This is a genomic window from Pseudomonas sp. C9, assembly GCF_002000165.1.
Classification (GTDB): domain Bacteria; phylum Pseudomonadota; class Gammaproteobacteria; order Pseudomonadales; family Pseudomonadaceae; genus Aquipseudomonas.
In genome coordinates this window covers 5,382,451-5,405,096 of the sequence record NZ_MPAK01000001.1, presented here as the reverse complement: position 1 = coordinate 5,405,096, position 22,646 = coordinate 5,382,451, and the positions used below count along the sequence as shown (strand labels likewise).

Below are 22,646 nucleotides of genomic sequence, written 5' to 3'. Positions count from 1 at the left end.
CCAGCAAGGGAAAGCGATGAACGGGCCTCCCGATGCATTGCGCCCGCTCATGCATCGGAGTCAGCCAACATGGCAGAAAGTACTCAGCACAAGCTCGACAGGGTCCGCCCGCCAAGGGTGCAAATCACCTACGACGTCGAAATCGGCAACGCCATCGAGAAAAAAGAATTGCCGTTGGTCGTCGGAATCCTGGCCGACCTTTCCGGCAAACCACTCGAGCCACTTCCCAAGTTGAACGAACGGCGCTTCACCGAGATCGACCGCGACAACTTCAACGAAGTGCTCGCCTCTATTGCCCCGCGCGCCACCTTGCAGGTCACCAACACGCTCAGCGGTGACGAGAGCAAGCTCAACATCGAACTCAACTTCAAACACATCGACGACTTCGACCCGGTCAAGGTGGTCGAGCAAGTGACCCCGTTGCGGCGTCTGTTCGAAGCCCGTCAGCGTTTGCGTGACCTGCTGACCAAACTCGACGGCAACGATGACCTGGACAAGCTGTTGCGCGACGTCATTGCCAACACCGAAGGCCTGCAAGAGATCAAGTCTGCGCGCCCGGAAACCGCTCCCCCCGCAGGTGACAACGAAGCACCGAGCGATGCCCCCGATCAACCGCAGGCCTGATCACTTATTCACTTAAGGAGACGTCGCCATGCCCGCTTCAGCCAGCGCCAACACCAGTGAAAGCACTACTCAAAGCCTGTCCTTGCTCGACCGCATCATCGCCGAAGGCCGCATGGCCCATGACGATAGCCAGCAGGACTATGCCCGCGACATGCTCGCGGAGTTCGCCACCCAGGTTCTCGACGAAGGCATGGCCATCGACAAGGACACCGTGGCGATGATCAACGACCGCATCAGCCAGATCGATGAATTGATCAGCGCGCAACTCAATGAAGTCTTGCACCACCCCGACTTACAGAAACTCGAAGCCTCCTGGCGCGGCTTGCACCTGTTGGTGCAAAACACCGAAACCAGCTCCAGGCTCAAATTGCGCTTGCTGAATGTGACTCAGAAAGAGCTGCAGAACGACCTGGAAAAAGCTGTCGAGTTTGACCAGAGCGCGCTGTTCAAGAAGATCTACGAAGAAGAATACGGCACCTTCGGTGGCCACCCATTCAGCCTGCTGGTGGGTGACTACACCTTTGGCCGTCACCCGCAGGACATCGGCCTGCTGGAGAAACTGTCGAACGTCGCCGCAGCGGCGCACGCCCCGTTCATTGCCGCCGCCAGCCCACGGCTGTTCGACATGAACAGCTTCACCGAACTGGCCGTGCCACGTGACCTGTCGAAAGTGTTCGAGAGCCAGGAACTGATCAAATGGCGCTCGTTCCGTGAAAGCGAAGATTCGCGCTACGTGTCGCTGGTGTTGCCGCATTTCCTGCTGCGCCTGCCGTACGGCCCGGACACCTCGCCGGTCGAAGGCATCAATTACGTTGAGGACGTCAACGGCAGCGACCACGGTAAATACTTGTGGGGCAACGCCGCCTGGGCCTTGTCGCAACGCATCACCGAAGCCTTCGCCAAGTACGGCTGGTGCGCGGCAATTCGCGGGGCCGAAGGCGGTGGCGCAGTCGAAGGTTTGCCAGCCCACACGTTCCGCACCACCTCCGGCGACTTGTCACTCAAGTGCCCGACTGAAGTGGCAATCACCGATCGCCGGGAAAAAGAGCTCAACGACCTCGGTTTCATCGCCTTGTGCCACAAGAAAAACAGCGACGTGGCGGTGTTTTTCGGCGGCCAGACCACCAACAAATCCAAGCTGTACAACACCAACGAGGCCAACGCCAACGCGCGGATTTCGGCGATGTTGCCTTACGTGCTCGCCGCCTCGCGTTTCGCGCACTACCTGAAGGTGATCATGCGCGACAAGGTCGGCAGCTTCATGACCCGTGACAACGTGCAGACCTACCTCAACAACTGGATCGCCGATTACGTGCTGATCAACGATAACGCGCCGCAAGAAATCAAGGCGCAGTACCCGTTGCGTGAAGCCCGTGTGGATGTGACTGAAGTCGCCGGCAAGCCGGGCGCCTACAAGGCCACGGTGTTCCTGCGGCCACACTTCCAGCTGGAAGAGCTGACCGCCTCGATCCGCCTGGTCGCCACCCTGCCGCCACCGGTAGCCGCCTGACCACTGACCCGTGGCGAGGAGGCTTGCTTCCTCGCCACGGGGCTCAATCGGTGGCTCGACTGATCGGCATGGGCGTTGACCCCACTTAATTGCGATAACCTTCAGGAGTTTCATGCGATGGATGCAATCATTCTCGACCTCGGCGGCGACATCAAAGGCGACAGCCTGCTTGAGGGCTATAAGGACAAGATCGAAGTCATGTCCTACAGCCACAACGTGGCCATGCAGGTGACCAACGATGTCAGCAACTCGGAACGGACTTCCGGCAAGCCACACATAGGTGAGTTCACGTTGACGAAGTTCGTCGACAGCTCGACTCCATCTCTGAACGAATATTGCTGCGCCGGCAAACCGATTCCGGAAGCAAAGGTCATCATCGGTCGCAACGCTGCTGAAGGCAGCGGCCAACTGATGCCGTTCATCATCTACACCCTGACCAACGTGGTGCTGTCCAACGTAAGCGTCAGCGGCGGTACGGGTGGCAAACCGGTGGAAACCCTGTCCCTGAACTTCACCAAGATCAAATGGGAGCTGACTGCGCAAAAGGACGACGGAACCAAGGAAGGCACGGCCGCCTCGACCTGGGACCTGGCTGCCAACAAGCTCGTCAAGTAAGCGCACGCGTCGGCCATGGCTGGCAGCCGCTTCCTCCCGCCGCTGTTCGAGCGACTCGCCTCAAGCGAGGTCGACACGCTGCGCGTGTTCGACCTTCACGGCCTGCTCGACTCGGTCCGCACGGAACTGCTGCGCCTGTTCAACACCCGACGCGGTCCACACGCGCTCACCTCACCGCCGAGCATTCTCGACTACGGCATCGCTGACTGGACCGCCCTGCAACAGCAACGCAGCGATGACCGTCGTCAGTTGGCGCGGGACGTGCGCGAGGCCATTACCCATTTTGAGCCGCGCCTGCGACTGGGCGAAGTTCAGGTCGAGCCAGTGCCCGGTCAACCGCAGCAACTGAGGATTCGGTTGGTCGGGGAGCTACGCAGTGGCCGTCAGCACTGGCCGGTGGCCTTTTTTATCGAGCGGGTCAGCGATGGCCTTGAGGTGCGTCATGAGCGACTCGATTGACCCGCAACTGCTCGACTATTACCAGAAGGAACTGACCTGGTTGCGCCATGCGGGAAGTATTTTCGCCGAACGTTACCCCAAGGTTGCCAGGCGCCTGGAGCTGTCTCCCGGGGAATGCCCCGACCCGCACGTCGAACGGCTGCTGGAGGGTTTTGCGCTTCTGGCGGCGCGCCTGCAACGGCGACTGGATGACGACTACGCCGAATTCAGCGATGCGCTTCTGGAACAACTGTATCCATTGGCGATGCGCCCCCTGCCCTCCTGCGCCATCGTGCAATTCGAACCGGACCCCAGCAAAGGCAATCTGGACGACGGTTACCCGTTGCCCCGCGATACGCCATTGTTCGTCACCACCAGCAAAGGCGAAAGCATCCATTTTCGCACCACTGCGGCGGTTCGTTTGTGGCCATTGGAAATCAATGAAGCATTGATGTTGGGCAGCGAAGAAGCCCAGGCCCTGACGGGCGTCGCTCAGGCTCGTTCGGCGCTGCGTCTGGGCCTGCGTTGCCTGGGCGACAGTCAATGGTCAACGCTGGGCATCGAACAATTGCGTATCCATCTGAGCGCCTCGCCGGTGATCAACGCTTGTCTCTATGACCTGCTCGGTGCTCATGCCGTGAAGGTGCTGGCCGGCCCCATCGGCAGCGTGCCGAAGGGGCTTGAGGGGCTGCCACACATCGTCGGTTTTGCCAGCGATGAAGTGTTGCTACCAGACGAGGATGGCGTGCACCCTGGCATGCGCTTGTTAGCCGAATACTTTGCCTTCCCGGACAAATTCAATTTCTTTGATTTGCCTCTGGCCGGTGTCACCAGCGATCAGCAGGCCCTGTATGTGTACATCGTCTTTGACCGTGCGCCGAGCAATCGAATGCACCTTCAGGCCAGCGATTTTGCACTGGGCTGCACGCCGGTGATCAACCTGTTTCCGCGAACCTCAGAGCCACTGCGTCCGGACGGCACCCGCAGCGAATACCGCCTGGTGGCCGACAGTCATCGGGAAAACAGCGTCGAGATCCATAGCATCCGGGCGATGCGGGCCAGCACCCGCCAGGGCGTACAGCGAGTACCGGCCTATTACGGCAGCCAACACAGCGGAAACGATAAACAGTGTTACTGGCACGCCCGGCGCGTTAGCGGCATGACCCCGAATCGCCTCGGCACTGACCTGTTGCTGAGCCTGGTGGATACCCGACTCGACCCGCTGACGGACGCCATCGAATACAGCCTCACCGCCGAACTACTCTGCACAAACCGACACTTGGCGCAGAGCCTTCCCGCCGGCACGCCGTTAGGCTTTGAGCGTCCGGGCCCGGTAGCCTGGGCGCGCCTGCGCAATCCTCCAAGCCCACAGAGTTTGCCGCGCCTGGACGGAGAATCGCGCTGGCGGCTGGTGTCGCAACTAAGCCTCAATCATTTGTCGCTGGTCGAAGGGCCACAGGCTCTGGATGCACTCAGGGAAATTCTGCAATTGCACAACCTGCGTGACGAGGCCAGCGCCTGGCGACAGATCGAAGGCTTGCTTGGCCTCGGTTGCGAACGGGTCATCGCCCATGTCGGCGAAGACGCCTGGCGCGGCTGGCGCAATGGACTTGAAGTGCGGTTACAGCTTGATCCGCAGCATTTCGTCGGCAGCAGCGCGGTGTTGTTTTCAGCGGTGCTGGCGCAATTCTTTTCGCTCTATGCCACCGCCAACCGCTTTGTGCGCACGGTACTGGTTCAATCAGACAAGGAGGTCAAAGCATGGCAACCCCAAGCCGGCATGCCGCTGTCCCTCTGAGCCTGAGCCAACGACTGCGTCAGGAACCCCAGGCGTTCGAATTGTTGCAGGCGTTGTTGCTGCTGGAACGCGAACACCCACAGGCCGAATCGCTGGGCAGCGGCACCGCCCCGCAAGCGGAAGCACTGCGTTTGCGGGGGCCGTTGACGCCACTATTCTCGGCCAGTGAAATCGAAAGCCTCACCCAGGAACCCGGCCAGCAGCCGGTCCTGAGCACACCGGTATTTGGCCTTGGCGGCCCCGACGGCCCCCTGCCCTACGCCTATCAGGAATGGCTGCAGCAACGGGCACGGGCCAAGGATCATGCACCCGCCGAATTCCTTGACCTGTTCCAGCATCGACTGCTGAGCCTGCTGTACAAAGTGATGCGCAAACACCGGATCGCCGCAGGTTTCACCGCACCCGGAGTCTCCCCGGTGCAGGTGCAATTGCGGGCACTGACCGGACTGCTGCCCAAAGCGTTGCAGGAACGACAGGCCATCCCCGATTGCGCCGTGCTGGCGTGCACCGCCCTGTTTACTGATGGACGCCGCTCCCTTGCCGGATTTGCCGCGATCATACGTGAGCAGTTCGAACTACCCGTAGAACTCAGTGCCTTTCAAGGTGCCTGGCGCGAGATCCCGCCCGCCAGTCGCAGCCGCTTGCAACCGGGTGGGCGCAATCTGCAATTGGGCGTCAGCGCAGTGGCCGGCACTCGGGTCTGGGATGAACACGCAGGTTATCGCCTGACCCTCGGCCCGCTGACGTCTGCCCAGGCCGCGCGGTTTCTGCCCGATGGCGAATCTCATGCTGCGCTCGCCAGCCTCAGCGCCCTGTATTTCGGTCCGGATCTGGATTGCACGCTGGTGCTGCTGGTACGTGGCGCCGGCCCAATGAAACTTGGACGTCAAGCGCCTCCAGTGCTCAGTTGGAATGGCGGTCTGCAACGTCAGGCCAGCCTTGCCGTACAACGGATCACCATCGGCCTTCGTCAGCCGGAGATCACCTGAACATGGAACTGGCCAGCCTGATCGGACGCCTCAACCCGGACAACCGCCGCGCCCTCGAACGAGCCGCGCAACGCTGTCTGCAACGGGGCCATCACTACGTCGAAATTGAGCACTTGCTGCTGGAACTGCTGGACATCGAGGGCGGTGACTTCGCTTATCTGCTGCCGCGTTTCGGCCTCGAGCGCGATGCCTTGACGGCGGAAATCAACAAGGCGCTGGACCTGTTCAAATCCGGCAGCACACGCACCCCGGCATTGTCGTCGCACACCACCGGTCTGCTCGAAGATGCGGTAGTGCAAGCCAGCGTGCTAGGGCTGGACAGCATTCGCTCAGGCTTACTGCTACTGGCATTGATCGACCGCGACGAGCGCCGCAGCCTGCTGCTCAACAGTGCTTCCTCACTGTTGAAAATCCCTCGCGAGGCACTGCGCAACAATCTGCTGGAATGGACCGAAAGCTCTCGGGAACACGTGGGGGCGGTACGTTCTCCAGGGGCTGGCAATCCGGGGCCAAAATACGATGGCGTACTGGACCAGTACACCCAGGACCTTACCGCCGACGCTCATGCCGGGCGAATAGACCCCATCGTCGGCCGCGATGGCGAGATCCGCCAATGCATCGACATCCTCCTGCGCCGCCGGCAGAACAACCCGATTCTGGTCGGTGCACCGGGCGTGGGCAAAACTGCGGTGGTCGAAGGCCTGGCCCTGCGCATTGCCGCCGGGGACGTGCCGCCGTCGTTGCAGGAAGTCAGTTTGCGGGTGCTTGACCTTGGTCTGTTGCAGGCCGGCGCCGGGGTCAAAGGTGAGTTCGAGCAACGCCTCAAAGGCGTGATCGACGCGGTGCGCAGCGCCGAGAAACCGATTATTTTGTTCATCGACGAAGCCCACACACTGATTGGCGCTGGCGGTGCCGAAGGCGGCAGCGACGCCGCCAACCTTCTCAAACCGGCGCTCGCCCGAGGCGAACTGCGCACCCTCGCCGCGACCACCTGGCTTGAGTATAAAAAATACTTCGAGAAGGACCCGGCCCTTGCCCGGCGTTTTCAACTGGTACAAGTCGAAGAACCGGACGAAACCACCGCCGTGGAAATGCTCCGTGGTGTCGCTGCCAAACTCGAACAACACCACGGTGTGCAGGTGCTGGACGCTGCGATTCACGAAGCGGTGAAACTGTCCCACCGCTACATCTCCGGACGCCAGTTACCGGACAAGGCAATCAGCGTGCTCGACACCGCGTGCGCCCGTGTAGCCCTCGGCCAGCACGACGTGCCACCGCCACTGGAAAGCCTGCGCCACCGCCAGAACAGCCTCAAAGATGAAGTCGAACGCCTGCGCCGCGAACAGGCGACCGGACTCGATCATCGCGAGCGCATCACCTTGCTGGAAAGCGAATCGACCGGCAATTTGCAGGCCATTCGCGAACTGGAAACCCGCTGGAACGAAGAGCGAGTCGCCGTGCGCGAGTTGCTGGAAACCCGCAGCGAGTTGCTCGCCTTGAGCGAGCGCGCTGACAGCGACAAACCGGACGAAGCCATCGACAGCCGTATCGATCACCTGGCTGCAGAACTGGTACGACTGGAAGCAGGACTCGATGCCATTCGCCAGGACGACCCGCTGGTGCCGGAACAGGTCGATACCAAAACCGTCGCCGCCGTCATCGCCGGCTGGACCGGCATCCCGGTCGGAAAAATGCTCGCTGACGAAGCCCACGCCGTACGCACCCTCGGCCAGCGCATGGGTTTGCGCGTCATGGGCCAGAGCATTGCGCTGGGCACCATCGCCCAGCGTCTGCAGGCCTACCGTGCCGGCCTTACCGACCCGCAAAAACCGGTCGGCGTGTTCCTGCTGGTCGGCCCCACCGGTGTCGGCAAAACCGAAACCGCTTACGCGCTAGCCGATGCGCTGTATGGCGGCGAACGTAACCTGATCAGCATCAACCTTTCGGAATACCAGGAAGCCCACACCGTCAGCCAACTCAAAGGTGCCCCGCCCGGCTATGTCGGTTATGGCAGCGGCGGCGTGCTCACCGAAGCGGTGCGGCGTAAACCTTATTCGGTGGTGCTGCTCGACGAAATTGAAAAGGCCCACCCGGATGTGCTCGAAGCCTTCTACAACGTCTTCGACAAAGGCGTCATGGAGGACGGCACCGGGTTGGTGGTGGACTTCAAAAACACTGTGATGCTCGCCACCAGTAACGTCGGTGCTGAATTGTTGCTCGACACACCCGTGGCGCAACTGGGCACCGACGCCTTCAACGAAGCGTTGCACAAAGTGCTGCTGCAAGCATTTCGCCCGGCGTTTCTGGCGCGGATGACGGTGGTGGCGTATCGGCCACTGGATGAGGCAACACTGGAAGGGATTGTGTTGGCGAAGCTGGAGAAACTGCGTGGCCGATACAAAGCCGCGACTGGAAAACAGTTCGAATTTGATGCCGGGATTGTCCAGGCAGTGTTGGCCAAGTGCAGTGCGGCGGGTGCGAGGGATGTTGAAAATGTGTTGATGACGCAGGTGACGGGGAAGTTGGCGGAGTGGGTGCTTGAGTAAATGATTATTCAGGTGCCGTCAGGCACCCTCAAAGGAGTTTCAGGATCATGGCAGTTATCGTGTTGCACAATTCGGATGATCAAGGCGGCCGTGCTCCGGCGCTGTTTGCGGGTACCGGGGCCGTTCTGATCAATGTTCTGTTCGTTGGTAGCCGGATATCACCAGCCACACTCCATCACATACGCACCGTGACCATGACCTACCCTGGTCCCAACCTGGTGTTCTGGATGGGGCATGGAAATGCGGGAATAAAAGTTCCTCTGAGAGCTGGCCACCCCATGACGACTCCTCCCGCCCAATGCGTGCATTCACAAGATTTGATAGATGCTTTAAGCATGTTGAATCCCGAAAGAATCTACTTCATGACATGCAGGGCGCTGCGTTGGGTCGAACGTGAATATCAGCGGTTTTATGCCTCCATGTCCTTCCTCCCTCGTCGGGTCACAATATTCGCTGCCAGGGTCAATCTGCTGGGCGGAGCATTGAAGCCAACAATAACCGCCATCTTGTCAGGCGTGGCGAACCCGCCAGGAGCATTTGGCGTTGGCCACCTGTTTGAGTCACTCGACGTGTATGGCGAATCATTCATTGAGTGGCAACAACGCTCCAATCCCCAGACCAGTCCAGGTGGCTATAACGAGTCACCCATTTAATCAACCCGATCCAACCCGGATACGACTGCACTCGCCGCTGAGTGTCGCCAGTGAAAAACTCCGCGGCATGGACAGCAATTAATTCATGGAGGTCAAACGTATGCCTATGAAATTTGACGATGCCCAATTGAGAGTCGACGTTGACGAAGATATATCGGCGATAGGTCAAAGTTTTAGTCAGGCGTTGACCAACGGAATTGTATTCACCATCAAGTCCCCCAACGGCAAGATGATTCAATTCAAGTCCAGAACCATGAAATGGCTGGAAGGCCCTCAAGTAGATAACTATGTCACCGACATCAAAGGCTATTTCAAACCTGACGCACTCGACTGGGATGTTGACGTAGTACCGAGAGAAGCCAGCGACAAAAAAAACCCCTACTACGACGAAGGAGGTGCCTGCTCAAGAACGGCCACCACAACCAAAATTGCCGACCAGCCCGGCGTTGCACACACTAAAAACTTCCTGTTTGAAGTAGGTAAAAACATTAACGAGATGGGAAGCCATGGCACCAAAGATAAATTCAGGGCCATCAGTATTATTTTTTTTAATAACCAGGTCACCCACAAGGTCGATTGGAGTCGAACGGGAAAAGGCGATGACAGTTATTACAAAGTAGCAGTGACCGCAATCCAGGAGTTCCCCGGCCACTTAAAAACCATCCTGATCTCAAAGGGATACGACGTCACAGGCCTCTAGATAATTAATATCGAAGACACTTTGCTGGCGGTGCCGGTTATCCAAGTAATTGATCACTGCTGAGGCGTTCAATGCCACGCACCACCGACAGCAACACCACTCTCTCCCTCACCGCCACCTCGCTGTCGGCGCTTTATCCTGAGTCGCTGTCAGGCAAAGAAGCGCTCAACTCGCTCGGCTCGCAAACCCTCAACGGCCTCAACGACGGTTCCGCCCTGCCCCTGGCTTCTGCGGTCGCCACACATGTCACCACCACCCTGCACAACGACGCACAAAGTCGCGCGTTCGACGCACTGGTCGCCGAAATTCGGCAACTCCCCGCCGACGCCACCGCGGAGCGTTATCAGCTTGTACTGCGGCCATGGCTCTGGTGGCTTACGCTGGCCAGCAACAACCGCGTGTTCCAGAACCTCAGCACCTCAGACATCGTCACCTCGATTTTCAAGGCTCACGGTTTCACCGACTTCGTGCTGAAACTCACCGGCAGTTACACCCCTCGCGAGTACTGCGTGCAGTACGGCGAAACGGATTTCGCCTTCGTTTCGCGGTTGCTGGAAGAAGAAGGGATCTTCTGGTTTTTCACCCACGAAGACGGCAAGCACACGCTGGTGCTGGGTGACAGCAACGACGCATTCCCGCCGATCCCCAACGGACCGAAGATCAACTACCTCGGCCAGCAAATGGGCGAGCGCGAACTGCACGGCATTCGCTCCGGCCAGGTGTGCATGCAAGCCGTAGCCGGCGTTTATCGTGCAACAGATTACGAGTTCACGACGCCGACCACGTCGCTCTACAGCCAGGCTGAAGCCATCGCGGGGCCGCGCTCGGTGTACGAGCATCCCGGTGGCTACAACGCCAAGGCTCGGGGCGATACGTTGACCAAGCAGCGAGTCGACGGGCTGCGCAGTCAGGAGAAACGTTTTGTCGGCGAGAGTGACTGTCGCTGGCTGGTGCCAGGGCACTGGTTCACCCTCGCCGGTCATGATGACTCGACGCTGAATATCGATTGGGTGGTGACGGCAGTCACTCATGAAGCCAGTCACGAAAACTACCAGAATCGCTTCGAAGCGATCCCCAAGGCCACACCGTTCCGCCCGCAACGCACGACACCCAAACCCCGCATGCACCCTCAGACCGCCCTCGTCGTCGGCAAGGCCGGTGAAGAAATCTGGACCGATCAATATGGCCGCATCAAGTTGCAATTCCCCTGGGATCGCGACGGCAAGAACGATGAAACCAGTTCGTGCTGGGTTCGGGTCGTGCTGCCCTGGAGTGGCAAGGGTTTCGGCATGCAGTTCGTCCCGCGTATCGGCCAGGAAGTGATCGTGACGTTTATCGATGGCGATCCGGATCGGCCGCTGGTGACCGGTTGCGTCTACAACGGTGACAACGCCCTACCCTATGCCTTGCCGGCGAATCAGACCCAGTCCGGGATCAAGACTCAATCATCCAAGGGCGGCGGCGGTTTCAACGAATTGCGCTTTGAGGACAAGAAAGACGCCGAAGAGGTGTTCTTGCAGGCGCAAAAGGATTTCAAGATCAATGTGCTCAATGACACCACCGCCACCGTCGGCCATGACGAAACACTGACGGTGCAGAACGCTCGCACGCGCACGGTAAAGGACGGTGACGAAACCGTGACGTTGGAGAAAGGCAAACGCAGCGTGACGATCCAGACCGGCAGCGACACGCTCGACGTGAAGGACAGCCGCACGGTGAAGGTCGGCGCCGACCAGACTCACAGCACCGGCGGCAACTACGAGCACCAGGTCACGGGCAATTACAGCCTGACGGTCGACGGCAATCTGACCATCAAAGTGACCGGCACCCTGACCCTGGAAAGTGGCGGCACTTTTTCGATGAAGAGTGGCGCGGACTTGGCGGCTGAAGCCAGTACATCCGTCACGCACAAAGCCGGCACCGCCCTGACCAATCAGGCAGGGACGTCGCTGACCAACAAAGCCGGCACCACGCTGACCAACGATGCGGGGGTCAGTCTGATGAACAAGGGCGGGGCCGAGCAGACTGTGGACGGCGGTGGCATGCTGACCCTCAAGGGCGGGCTGGTGAAAGTCAACTGAGGAGACAGATGACGATGACATCCAGCAAAGTGAACTTGCAGCGTGGTGACAGCCACATGGACGGGCGCCTGATCGATGATCGACTGGAGGGCCCGCTGCACATCAAGGAAAACGGTCGGCCACAGGCTGATCTGAATTACAGCCAGGGTGAACTCCAAGGCCTCAGCGTGCTGTATCACCCCAACGGCAAGGTATCGGCGCAGTTGCCTTATGTTCAGGATAAATTGCAGGGCATTGCCAGTTTTTATGCGCCTGAAGGCTGGCTGCAGCGCAAGGCCAGCTACCGCCGGGGTTTGTTGCAGGGTGAGGCGACTAATTACTTCCCCGACGGGCAGATCGCCGAGTCAGAGTTTTACCGCGAAGGTGTACGCGAGGGGCGCTATCAGCGCTTTCATCCCAATGGTAAACCAGCGGTTGATGCGCGTTACCTCAATGGGCAACTGGTTGAACCGGAGCAGGGTTTTGCCAGTGACGGGCGACCGCTGGATGCCGAGGGCAAACCGATTTCGCGGGTGCGCTGGTGGTTTCGGCGTTGGACGGATCCGGAGCAGGCGTAGCTGACTCAGGGAATGAGCATCTGCATCTGCCCCGGCATGACGATTTTGATCACACCGGCCCAGTTGCACATCAAGGTGCTGTTGGCGTCGAGCGCCGGCATATTGCCCAGCAGGACGGTTGGCGCACCGCCGGGGATCCACGGGCTGGCGGTGGCCGGGATGCAGGGCATTGGCGTCAGCACCCCAAGTGCCGCCGCAGTGGCCGCCGCGACCATCGGGTTGGCCAGGCTCGTGCACATGCCAAACGGCATGACATTCACCAACGGGATGTGGTCCATGATATTCGCCGCTGGCAGGCCAGCGGTCAGGGTGCGATTTACCGGCAACACATTGAGCACGGCGGGTGCCGCGCCGAAACTGCATTGCAGGGTTGCGGTGGCACAGACTTGCGGACAGGTCATTTCAACGCTCCTTCCTGGAAGCACCGTACCCCCTGAACCATAGCCCGCCGTCCCTGTTCCCGCACATCAGGAACGCTGATTATCCTGCAACACGCTAACCTATAAGACCGTGCCGCACTTGTGGCTCCCCCGGCGCACCATTAGATTAGCCAATGATGTCTGGCCTCCAAAATAAGCAGAAGGGATAAGCATGGCGCTTACTGACCAGTCCACCCGTATCCGCTCTGGCGAAGAACTCGATGCCAGCCTGATCGATCCGTATCTCAAGGCGCACATTCCGGGCCTCAGTGGTTTGCCACAGATCAGCCAGTTTCCGGGCGGCGCGTCGAACCTCACTTACTTGCTGGAATACCCGGAACAGGAATTCGTCCTGCGCCGGCCGCCGTTTGGCCACAAAGCCAAATCCGCTCACGACATGGGCCGCGAATTTCGCATCCTCAATCAACTGCGCGATGGCTTCCCGTACTGCCCCAAGGCTTACGTGCACTGCACCGACGAATCGGTGATCGGCGCCGAGTTCTATGTGATGGAACGGGTCAACGGGATCATCCTGCGCTCCGAACTGCCACCGGAACTGGGCCTGGATTCGGCGAAAACCGAAGCCTTGTGCAAAAGCTTCATCGACAAGTTCGTTGAACTGCACCGCGTTGACTACAACGCCTACGGCCTGGGTGACCTTGGCAAACCCGAAGGGTATGTCGCACGGCAAATCAAAGGCTGGAGCGACCGCTACGAGAAAGCCCTGACGCCAGATGCTCCACAGTGGGAAACGGTCAAAGCCTGGCTCAACGACAAGATGCCGGCCGATCACCCGACTTCAAGCATCGTCCACAACGACTATCGCTTCGACAACGTGATCCTCGACCCGCAAAACCCGATGCAAATCATCGGTGTGCTCGACTGGGAACTCACAACCCTGGGCGACCCGCTGATGGATCTGGGCAACACCCTCGCCTACTGGATTCAGGCTGACGACCCGGCACCGGTGCAACTGATGCGCCGCCAACCGAGTCACGCACCGGGCATGCTGACCCGCCGTGAATTCGTCGACTACTACGCTGAGCGCGCAGGCATTCAGATTGATAATTTCGACTTCTACTACACCTATGGCCTGTTCCGCCTGGCCGGCATCGTGCAGCAGATCTACTACCGTTTCTTCCATGGTCAGACCCAGGACAAACGCTTCTCGCAGTTCATTCACATGAACAAACTGCTGGAGCAAATGAGCCTGCAAGTCATCCAGAAATCCAGCCTTTGATTACGCTCCTGGCCCAATAACAAGACTTTTCATAAGAGAATCCCATGTCCAAGACTCAGTTGTTCGACCTCGACGGCAAGATCGCATTCGTCTCCGGCGCCAGCCGCGGTATCGGTGAAGCCATCGCCAAGCTCCTGGCCCAGCAAGGCGCCCACGTCATCGTCTCGAGCCGCAAGCTCGACGGTTGCCAGCACGTCGCCGACGCGATCATCGCCGCCGGCGGCAAAGCCACCGCCGTGGCTTGCCATATTGGTGAGATGGAACAGATCAGCCAGGTCTTCGCCGGCATCAAGGAACAGTTCGGCCGCCTCGACATTCTGGTCAACAATGCGGCAACCAACCCACAGTTCTGCAACGTCCTGGACACCGACCTCAGCGCCTTCCAGAAAACCGTCGACGTCAACATCCGCGGCTACTTCTTCATGTCGGTGGAAGCCGGCAAGCTGATGCGCGAAAACGGTGGCGGCAGCATCATCAACGTCGCCTCGATCAACGGCGTTTCGCCCGGCATCTTCCAGGGCATCTACTCGGTGACCAAGGCGGCCGTGATCAACATGACCAAAGTGTTCGCCAAGGAATGCGCGCAATTCGGCATCCGCTGCAATGCCCTGCTGCCAGGCCTGACCGACACCAAGTTCGCTTCGGCACTGGTCAAGAACGATGCGATCCTGAAAACCGCACTGGCACAAATTCCACTCAAGCGTGTGGCGGACCCAAGCGAGATGGCCGGTGCCGTGTTGTACCTGGCGAGCGATGCGTCGAGCTACACCACTGGGGTTTCGCTGAATGTGGACGGCGGGTTCCTGTCCTGATTCGATTCGTCAGCAACCTGTTAAGGGCTGGCACACCACCAACCCTGTGGGAGCCGAGCTTGCTCGCGATGACGGTGGATCAGTCAGCATCAATGCTGAATGTGACTCCCTCATCGCGAGCAAGCTCGCTCCCACAGGTTTTGTGTCTTGACTGACAATGGGCAGTTAACGCGGGTTATTGGGTAATGCAACGCGTGGTCGTGGTCATCCGCTTCACTTCCCCATCCGCTCTCGCATCACCCAACACTTCGGTCTTGTCGATGGTTTCGCAGTGGCGTTCTACCGGGGGTAGCGGAGGTGGTGGAGGTGGCGGACTGGAGCAACCACTGAGGATCGCTACGCAGAAAGCGAGCGACAGCGGCGAAAAAGCACGTTTTCCAAGACTGTTCATAGGCTGACCTGCGGTAAGTAATCGACGTTTTCCGCGACACGACAAAAACACCGCGAAGCCGCGGACCGGTCACAGAAAATTTTACCCTCGCATTTCTTATAGTCCAGTCACCGGCCAATGCCAGTAATTAAGGCACTTAGCCTCATTTTCACCGCAAAAAACGACAGTTTCTAAGCATTCTCGCCGGGTTGATGCAAACCATTGCTCTCCAACTCATAACGCAGTTCTTCAATCAATGACGCCACCGCTTGCGGCGAACTGAGGTTCGTGACCTTCAACCCGCTGACCACCAGATCGACCTGCCCCGACGCTGGGTGATACAGCTTGACCGTCACCGAGTTGTCGCCTGACACACTGCATTCGCAGGCTCGGGGAGAAAAGTGCCGCTCCAGTTGATCGCGCAATTGCGTCAGATAAATCATCAAGATTCACCTGCTGGCTGACGGGCACGTTTATCGACTGAAACGCTGTTGAAAGGGCGAAACATGGGGCGGTTCCTTAAGCTGTTACGCAGTGGATGCGACAACGGCTGAAAATCCGTTTCGCACCCTGACAGCCTAAAAAAGAGAGGCGTGCGCCAATACATGAATTTGCACTGTCTCCACTAGTGCATTTGCACTCTAGCGCTGGCCCTTGGGCCGCCACTCGATGGAAAACAAACCCCGCTCGCGTGCCCAGACAATCGCCTCGCTGCGACTGTGAACATCCAGCTTGGAATACACCGTCGCGACGTGATTGCGCACTGTGTTGGGTGCCAGTTTCAAGCGTGCGGCGATTTCCTTGTCAGCCAGCCCTTCGCAGATCAGGCCGAGTACATCGCGTTCCCGGGCTGTCAGGTCGGTGAAAGACGCGCCAGGGACCCGGGGTGAGTTGACGTTTTTCACGTTGGCCAGTTTTTCAATCAGCGTGCGGCTGAACCAGGAGGCGTCTTTCATCACCTCCTCGATCGCCGTGACCAGTTCGAGTTCCGTGCGTTTACGCTCAGTGATGTTCATCAATACCAGCAGGTAGCAAGGGCTGCCCTGAATGTTCACGGTGTCGGCCGAGACTGCGCAATCAATCAACCCGGCATCTTTCTTGCGGATTTTCACGTCGACCCGGTCCAGACTCCCTGCGTTCTCAAGCGTCGAAAACAAGCGTGTGCCAATGCCCGAGTCGTCGAAGAACTCAAGTTGCTCCACGGTCTTGCCGAGCACTTCTTCGCGGGGATAGGCGAAGGTCACATAAAACGCTTCGTTGGCGTCGAGCACTCGCTGATCCTCGGCGCTGCACACCAACGTCGGCACGGGCGTCAGGCGAAAAGCCTTGGCGAAACGTTCCTCGCTCTGGCGCAGGGCAATTTCGGCCTTGTGCCGAGGCTCTATGTCGACGAACGAAAACAGCATGCACGCTTCTTCGTTCAACTCCAGCGGCTGCCCGGCGACGATCACCTGCTTGCTGCCGCCGTCAGGCAATCGCAACTGGGCCTGCATTTGCGGAATCGTGGTGTGGTCACGCAAACGCTCAATCGCCAGGTTTCGGTTTTCCGCGCCCTCCAGCACATCCAATTCATAGGCCGACGCGCCGATGACCTGATCGCGGGCAAAACCGGTCATATCCAAAAAGCCGCTGTTGACCTTGATGTAACGCAAATCGCTGAGGCGACAGATCACGGCCGGAGCCGGGTTGGCATTGAACGTTTTTTCGAAACGCCGCTCGGCGCCGGCCCACTCGGTGACGTCGTTGATGATCAACACCAGCGATTGCGGTTCACCGGCGCTGTCGGCCAGCACCATGCTGCGCACGTTGTGCACCCAGGTGCGTTCTTCATCGTCGGACGGCGTTACTTCCACCAGCACATCGCTGAAGGTTTCACCCCGGGCGACACGGTTGATCGGGTAGTTTTCCTTCGGCACCGGGTGATTGTTGCGATAGCGCAAGATGAAGCGTTTGGCGTACTCACGGGCATTGGCACCCAGTTCGCTGATCTGCCCGATACCGTGCATGGCCAGCGCAGCGTCATTGGCCCAGAGAAGGCTCTGGTCTGGCTCCAGCAGAATCACGCCGTCGGTCAAGCCGGCAATGATCTGCTGCAACTGGCGACGATTGGTCTCGGTACTCAGGACGTCCTGGCTCATCGGATCTCCACACGCTCAACGGCGCTTTGTGAAGATTACGACCGCACAGGGCTGGGATCGTGCGAAGTACCTGTGTACGGCCATAGCTTCGGTCCAGGCCAGCGCGGCGCACTTTGCAGCACTGAAATCACAGACATGACGCCAGACGATCAAGCGGCGTGCGCTGTGTTTTCTCAGCGCACGTCAGGCGTTTCAGGCCGCCAATTCCCCCTTGGCAATCGCCGCCGAGGCCGCCAGCATCGCCCGCAGCAACACCGCACACCCGGCCGCCAGATCGTCCGGCGAGGCGTTTTCGATTTCGTTGTGGCTGATGCCGCCTTCGCACGGCACGAAGATCATGCCGGCCGGGCCCAGTTCGGCGAGGAAGATCGCGTCGTGCCCTGCCCCGCTGACGATGTCCATGTGCGATAAGCCCAACCCTTGCGCGGCGCCGCGTACCGCTTCGACGCAGCCTTTGTCGAAGTACAGCGGCGGGAAGTCGGCGGTCGGGGTGAGTTCGAAGGTCAGGCCATGTGCCTTGCAAGTGCTTTCGATCACCTCACGAACTTCGGCGATCATCGAGTCCAGGCGTGCCGGTTCCAGATGGCGGAAGTCGAGGGTCATACGCACTTCGCCGGGGATGACGTTGCGTGAGCCGGGATAGGCTTGCAGGCAGCCGACGGTGCCGCAGGCGTGAGGCTGATGGCTGAGGGCTGCGCGGTTGAGTGCACCGACGATCACCGCGGCGCCGACCAGGGCGTCCTTGCGCAAGTGCATCGGCGTCGGGCCGGCGTGGGCTTCGACGCCACGCAGTTTGAGGTCGAACCATTTCTGGCCGAGCGCGCCCATCACCACACCGATGGTTTTGTGTTCGTCTTCAAGGATCGGGCCTTGCTCGATGTGGGCTTCAAAATAGGCGCCCACCGCGTGGCCACTGACCTTGCGCGGGCCTGCGTAACCGATAGCGTTCAGCGCTTCGCCGACGCTGATGCCTTCGGCGTCGACTTTGGCCAGGGTTTCTTCGAGGGTGAATTTTTCGGCGAAGACGCCAGAACCCATCATGCAGGGCGCGAAGCGCGAACCTTCTTCGTTGGTCCAGACCACCACTTCCAGCGGCGCTTCGGTTTCAATCTTCAGGTCATTGAGGGTGCGCAGCACTTCGACGCCGGCCAGGACGCCGAAGCAGCCATCGAACTTGCCGCCGGTAGGCTGGGTGTCGATATGGCTGCCGGTCATGACCGGTGGCAGGTTCGGATTGCGCCCCGGACGGCGGGCGAAGATGTTACCCACGGCATCGATGCTGACGGTGCAGCCGGCGTCTTCACACCAGTTGACGAAGATGTCCCGGGCCTGACGGTCGAGGTCAGTCAGGGCCAGGCGACAGACGCCGCCCTTGACCGTGGCGCCGAGTTTGGCGAGCTCCATGAGTGAGGCCCACAAGCGGTCGCGGTTGATGTGCTGATGGGTGGATTGCAGAACGTCTACGGCAGCGTTCATGGTGATCTCCTCAGGCAGTTGTTATAGGTTTCTTCAGACGTTTCATTGGTGTCGGTGAGGCCGTCTTCGCGGGCAAGCCCGCTCCCACATTTGGAATGCATTCCCCTGTGGGAGCGGGCTTGCCTGCGAAGAGGCCATCCGTCACACCGCAGATTTCGCTACGGACGGGTCAGGCCGAAACGAGCACAACCCGTAATAAATCAACCCGCCCAGCGCCGACCCGGTGAACCAGCCGTAGCTGTAAAACCAGCTGAACGCATCGCTGCCCAACGACAGCAGCGTCAACGCCACCGGCACACCGAAGGCGATAAAGCCGAACCAGTTCCAGGCCGGATACACGTCATCGCGATAGAGCCCGGCCAGGTCCAGTTGCTGTTTCTTGATCAGGAAATAGTCCACCACCATGATCCCGGCGATCGGCCCGAGCAGGCTGGAATAACCGAGCAACCAGTTGGAGTAAACGGTTTCCAGGCTGAGGTCCGAGACGATCAAGCCGAGTTTTTTCAGCAGTTCATGGGCCATCAGCGCCAGCCCCACCAGGCCGGTCAGCAGCACCGCCGTGGTGCGATTGATCAGTTTGGGCGCGATGTTCTGGAAGTCATTGGTGGGCGAAACGATGTTGGCGGCGGTGTTGGTGGACAGCGTGGCGATGATGATCAGCGCCATGGCAATCGCCACCCAGAACGGGCTCTGGATATGGCCGATCAACGTGACCGGGTCGGAAACCGTCACACCGACCAGTTTCACCGACGCCGCGGTCATGACCACGCCAAGGGAGGCGAACAGGAACATGGTCAGCGGCAGGCCGATGATCTGCCCGACAATCTGGTCCTTCTGGCTTTTCGCATAGCGGCTGAAGTCAGGAATGTTCAGCGACAGCGTGGCCCAGAATCCGACCATGGCGGTCAGCCCGGCGGCGAAGTAACTGGCCACGCCAGCGCCTTCAGGACGCTTGGCCGGAATCGCCAGCAATTCGGTCATTGAGACATTCGGCATCGCCCACACCAGCAACCCCACGCCCACCGCGACCAGCAGCGGCGCAGACAGTGTTTCCAGCCACTTGATCGACTCGGCGCCACGGATCACGACCCACAGGTTCAACGCCCAGAACACCATGAAGCCGATGACCTCGCCGGTGCCACCCAACGACTTCCAGCCCTCGAACACCGAACCGAGGAACAGGTGAATCGCCAGGCCGCCGAACATCGTCTGGATACCAAACCAGCCGCACGCCACCACGGCACGGATCAGACAGGGAATGTTGGAACCGAGGACGCCAAAGGACGAACGCAGCAGCACCGGAAACGGAATGCCGTACTTGGTGCCGGCAAAGGCGTTCAGGGTCAGGGGAATCAACACGATGATGTTGGCAAACAGAATCGCCAACAGCGCTTCACCGACGCTCAGGCCGAAGTAGGCAGTCAGCACACCGCCAAGGGTGTAAGTGGGCACACAAATCGCCATGCCGACCCACAACGCGGTGATGTGCCATTTGTTCCAGGTTCGTTCGGCCACCTTGGTCGGGGCGATGTCGTGGTTATAACGGAGACTGTCGAGGACGTCACTGCCGGCTTCGAGCTCGTACAAGCCGTCGCGCTCGGTCACTTGCGATCTGATCTGTTGCATGGCCGCTCCACTGTTCTTTGAATTATTTTTTTGCTCATCAAGGGCGGATGGCATCAATAAGCATGCCGAACGTCCCCGATTGCGCATCGGGCAGTTCCATAAAACCTTGCAACCAACTGATATTTATTAGTTTTATTTATATACCCGTTGAGTCCTCGGTGACTTGCCAGTTCACTCAGGCCGAATGCCAGGCAAGTTGTCCGAAGCGTCAGGCCTCAAACGGGTGCACCGCTTTTTTTTCAACCGAGGCGCATCAATCATAGACCCTGCTCAAACAGTTGATTTCACATAGAAAATCTTGACCATTTTCCCATCCTGTCAAGTGCGTCAAATTGGTGAGCAGCCTCACCATTTTGGTGATTTACACATTTAATCTTTATTAATCAATGACTTGAAATAGCTATAAGCTTATAAAAAATATTCTTGCTGAATTCATAAACTCAGACTAGCTTCAATTCTTGACAGCGTTGACAGGAATACACCTGTTGACGCCGATTTATATAAAACAGTTAGAACCGGCCCAAGCCGGTCATTGCCTGCGAGGAACTCGGAATGTCTCTGTTGATCCGTGGCGCCACCGTTATTACCCATGATGAAAGTTATCGCGCCGACGTCTATTGCGCCGACGGCGTGATTAAAGCCATCGGCGACAATCTTGACGTTCCGGCGGGTGCCGAAGTGCTCGACGGCAGCGGCCAGTACTTGATGCCCGGCGGCATCGATCCGCACACGCACATGCAACTGCCCTTCATGGGTACCGTGGCCAGTGAAGACTTTTTCAGTGGCACGGCGGCAGGACTGGCCGGTGGCACCACGTCGATCATTGACTTCGTGATTCCCAATCCGCAGCAATCGCTGATGGAGGCGTTTCACCAGTGGCGCGGCTGGGCTGAAAAGTCAGCGTCGGATTACGGTTTCCATGTGGCGATCACCTGGTGGAGCGAACAGGTGCGCGAGGACATGGCTGAGCTGGTTAACCATCATGGCGTCAACAGCTTCAAGCATTTCATGGCGTACAAGAATGCGATCATGGCCGCCGACGATACGCTGGTGGCGAGTTTCGAACGTTGCCTGGAACTCGGCGCGGTGCCCACCGTGCATGCCGAAAACGGCGAGCTGGTTTATCACCTGCAACGCAAGTTGATGGCCCAGGGCATCACCGGCCCTGAAGCGCACCCCCTGTCACGGCCTTCGCAGGTTGAAGGTGAAGCGGCCAGCCGGGCGATCCGTATCGCCGAGACCCTGGGCACGCCGCTGTACCTGGTGCATGTCTCGACCAAAGAAGCCCTCGACGAAATCACCTACGCCCGCAGCAAAGGCCAGCCAGTCTACGGCGAAGTGCTCGCCGGGCATCTGTTGCTGGACGACAGCGTCTATCAACACCCGGATTGGCAAACCGCCGCCGGTTACGTGATGAGTCCCCCCTTCCGTCCTCGCGGTCATCAAGAGGCTCTGTGGCACGGCCTGCAATCGGGCAACCTGCACACCACCGCGACCGACCACTGCTGCTTCTGCGCCGAGCAAAAAGCCGCCGGGCGCGACGATTTCAGCAAAATCCCCAACGGCACCGCCGGCATCGAAGACCGCATGGCCGTGCTCTGGGATGAAGGGGTGAACACCGGACGTCTGTCGATGCAGCATTTCGTCGCGCTGACCTCCACCAATACCGCGAAGATCTTCAACCTCTACCCACGCAAAGGCGCGATTCGGGTCGGCGCGGATGCGGACCTGGTGCTGTGGGACCCGCAAGGTACGCGGACGATTTCAGCCAAGACGCACCACCAGCAGGTCGACTTCAACATCTTCGAAGGCAAGACCGTGCGCGGTGTGCCGAGCCACACCGTCAGCCAGGGCCGTGTGGTCTGGGCCGATGGCGATTTGCGCGCCGAGCGCGGTGCGGGGCGGTATGTCGAACGGCCGGCGTATCCGGCGGTGTTTGAATTGCTGAGCAAGCGGGCTGAGTTGAATAAGCCAGCTGCTGTGAAACGCTGAGAGCGGCCTTCGGCCTATCGCGGGCAAGCCCGACTCCTACAAGGGAACGCATTTCAACTGTG

At 59.3% G+C, this 22,646-nt stretch carries 19 protein-coding genes and 1 pseudogene; 14 read left to right on the top strand and 6 right to left on the bottom strand.

Annotated elements, in window-relative coordinates; all coding sequences use genetic code 11:
* Positions 1 to 69: 69 nt before the first annotated feature.
* The 11 genes from tssB to BMS17_RS25275 all read left to right on the top strand — a co-directional run bounded on the left by tssB (position 70) and on the right by BMS17_RS25275 (position 12,511).
* On the top strand, positions 70 to 624 hold the full coding sequence (gene tssB / locus BMS17_RS25325; protein ID WP_077432037.1) for a type VI secretion system contractile sheath small subunit: 555 nt from the start codon (positions 70 to 72) through the stop codon (positions 622 to 624).
* A 28-nt stretch (positions 625 to 652) separates the two neighbouring features.
* The gene (tssC, locus tag BMS17_RS25320; RefSeq protein ID WP_046031391.1) at positions 653 to 2,134 is read left to right on the top strand and encodes a type VI secretion system contractile sheath large subunit; all 1,482 of its coding nucleotides are present in this window, start codon (positions 653 to 655) and stop codon (positions 2,132 to 2,134) included.
* A gap of 117 nt (positions 2,135 to 2,251) precedes the next feature.
* Positions 2,252 to 2,749: an Hcp family type VI secretion system effector gene (locus tag BMS17_RS25315; protein WP_046031392.1), complete on the top strand. Its 498-nt coding sequence runs from the start codon at positions 2,252 to 2,254 to the stop codon at positions 2,747 to 2,749.
* 15 nt (positions 2,750 to 2,764) lie between these two features.
* Positions 2,765 to 3,208, top strand: coding sequence for a type VI secretion system baseplate subunit TssE (gene tssE, locus BMS17_RS25310; RefSeq protein ID WP_046031393.1), 444 nt, complete (start codon positions 2,765 to 2,767; stop codon positions 3,206 to 3,208).
* A complete protein-coding gene (gene tssF / locus BMS17_RS25305) occupies positions 3,192 to 4,985 on the top strand; it encodes a type VI secretion system baseplate subunit TssF (RefSeq protein ID WP_077432036.1) in 1,794 nt (597 codons plus the stop codon). Before tssE ends, tssF begins: the two co-directional genes overlap by 17 nt.
* Positions 4,949 to 5,974, top strand: coding sequence for a type VI secretion system baseplate subunit TssG (gene tssG, locus BMS17_RS25300; protein ID WP_077432035.1), 1,026 nt, complete (start codon positions 4,949 to 4,951; stop codon positions 5,972 to 5,974). The genes tssF and tssG overlap by 37 nt, the downstream gene beginning before the upstream one ends.
* Positions 5,975 to 5,976: 2 nt before the next feature.
* Positions 5,977 to 8,520 carry a type VI secretion system ATPase TssH gene (tssH, locus tag BMS17_RS25295; protein WP_077432034.1) on the top strand — a complete coding sequence of 848 codons (2,544 nt, stop codon included), beginning with the start codon at positions 5,977 to 5,979 and terminating at the stop codon, positions 8,518 to 8,520.
* Between the two features lie 47 nt (positions 8,521 to 8,567).
* Positions 8,568 to 9,173 carry a hypothetical protein gene (locus BMS17_RS25290; RefSeq protein WP_046031397.1) on the top strand — a complete coding sequence of 202 codons (606 nt, stop codon included), beginning with the start codon at positions 8,568 to 8,570 and terminating at the stop codon, positions 9,171 to 9,173.
* 100 nt (positions 9,174 to 9,273) lie between these two features.
* Entirely contained in the window at positions 9,274 to 9,873 is a 600-nt protein-coding gene (locus tag BMS17_RS25285) for a hypothetical protein (protein ID WP_077432033.1), read from the top strand.
* 71 nt (positions 9,874 to 9,944) lie between these two features.
* On the top strand, positions 9,945 to 11,954 hold the full coding sequence (gene tssI / locus BMS17_RS25280) for a type VI secretion system tip protein VgrG (protein WP_077432032.1): 2,010 nt from the start codon (positions 9,945 to 9,947) through the stop codon (positions 11,952 to 11,954).
* 14 nt (positions 11,955 to 11,968) lie between these two features.
* Positions 11,969 to 12,511 (top strand): toxin-antitoxin system YwqK family antitoxin, encoded by a 543-nt coding sequence (locus BMS17_RS25275; protein WP_077432221.1) that lies wholly within the window; start codon positions 11,969 to 11,971, stop codon positions 12,509 to 12,511.
* Positions 12,512 to 12,516: 5 nt separating this feature from the next.
* Here the strand turns inward: BMS17_RS25275 and BMS17_RS25270 are convergent, their stop codons facing one another.
* Positions 12,517 to 12,912: a DUF4280 domain-containing protein gene (locus tag BMS17_RS25270; RefSeq protein WP_077432031.1), complete on the bottom strand. Its 396-nt coding sequence runs from the start codon at positions 12,910 to 12,912 to the stop codon at positions 12,517 to 12,519.
* A gap of 190 nt (positions 12,913 to 13,102) precedes the next feature.
* On the opposite strand from BMS17_RS25270, the gene BMS17_RS25265 reads away from it, so the two are divergent.
* Positions 13,103 to 14,170: a phosphotransferase family protein gene (locus tag BMS17_RS25265; protein ID WP_046031401.1), complete on the top strand. Its 1,068-nt coding sequence runs from the start codon at positions 13,103 to 13,105 to the stop codon at positions 14,168 to 14,170.
* Between the two features lie 44 nt (positions 14,171 to 14,214).
* Positions 14,215 to 14,982 carry an SDR family oxidoreductase gene (locus BMS17_RS25260; protein WP_046031402.1) on the top strand — a complete coding sequence of 256 codons (768 nt, stop codon included), beginning with the start codon at positions 14,215 to 14,217 and terminating at the stop codon, positions 14,980 to 14,982.
* 561 nt (positions 14,983 to 15,543) lie between these two features.
* On the opposite strand, the gene BMS17_RS25255 is transcribed toward BMS17_RS25260, so the two are convergent.
* From BMS17_RS25255 to BMS17_RS25240, 5 genes and pseudogenes are all read right to left on the bottom strand, one after another.
* Positions 15,544 to 15,795: a DUF1652 domain-containing protein gene (locus BMS17_RS25255; protein WP_046031403.1), complete on the bottom strand. Its 252-nt coding sequence runs from the start codon at positions 15,793 to 15,795 to the stop codon at positions 15,544 to 15,546.
* Positions 15,796 to 15,993: 198 nt separating this feature from the next.
* Entirely contained in the window at positions 15,994 to 17,490 is a 1,497-nt protein-coding gene (locus BMS17_RS25250; protein WP_077432030.1) for a helix-turn-helix transcriptional regulator, read from the bottom strand.
* Between the two features lie 75 nt (positions 17,491 to 17,565).
* Positions 17,566 to 17,646 (bottom strand): annotated as a pseudogene (locus BMS17_RS31105) (carboxymuconolactone decarboxylase family protein); the annotation flags it as partial.
* Positions 17,647 to 17,682: 36 nt separating this feature from the next.
* Complete coding sequence (locus BMS17_RS25245; RefSeq protein ID WP_077432029.1) at positions 17,683 to 18,966, bottom strand: Zn-dependent hydrolase; 1,284 nt, start codon at positions 18,964 to 18,966, stop codon at positions 17,683 to 17,685.
* 141 nt (positions 18,967 to 19,107) lie between these two features.
* Complete coding sequence (locus BMS17_RS25240; protein WP_046031406.1) at positions 19,108 to 20,592, bottom strand: NCS1 family nucleobase:cation symporter-1; 1,485 nt, start codon at positions 20,590 to 20,592, stop codon at positions 19,108 to 19,110.
* Positions 20,593 to 21,144: 552 nt separating this feature from the next.
* Here BMS17_RS25240 and hydA point away from each other — a divergent pair.
* Positions 21,145 to 22,584 carry a dihydropyrimidinase gene (gene hydA, locus BMS17_RS25235; protein WP_046031407.1) on the top strand — a complete coding sequence of 480 codons (1,440 nt, stop codon included), beginning with the start codon at positions 21,145 to 21,147 and terminating at the stop codon, positions 22,582 to 22,584.
* Positions 22,585 to 22,646 lie beyond the last annotated feature (62 nt).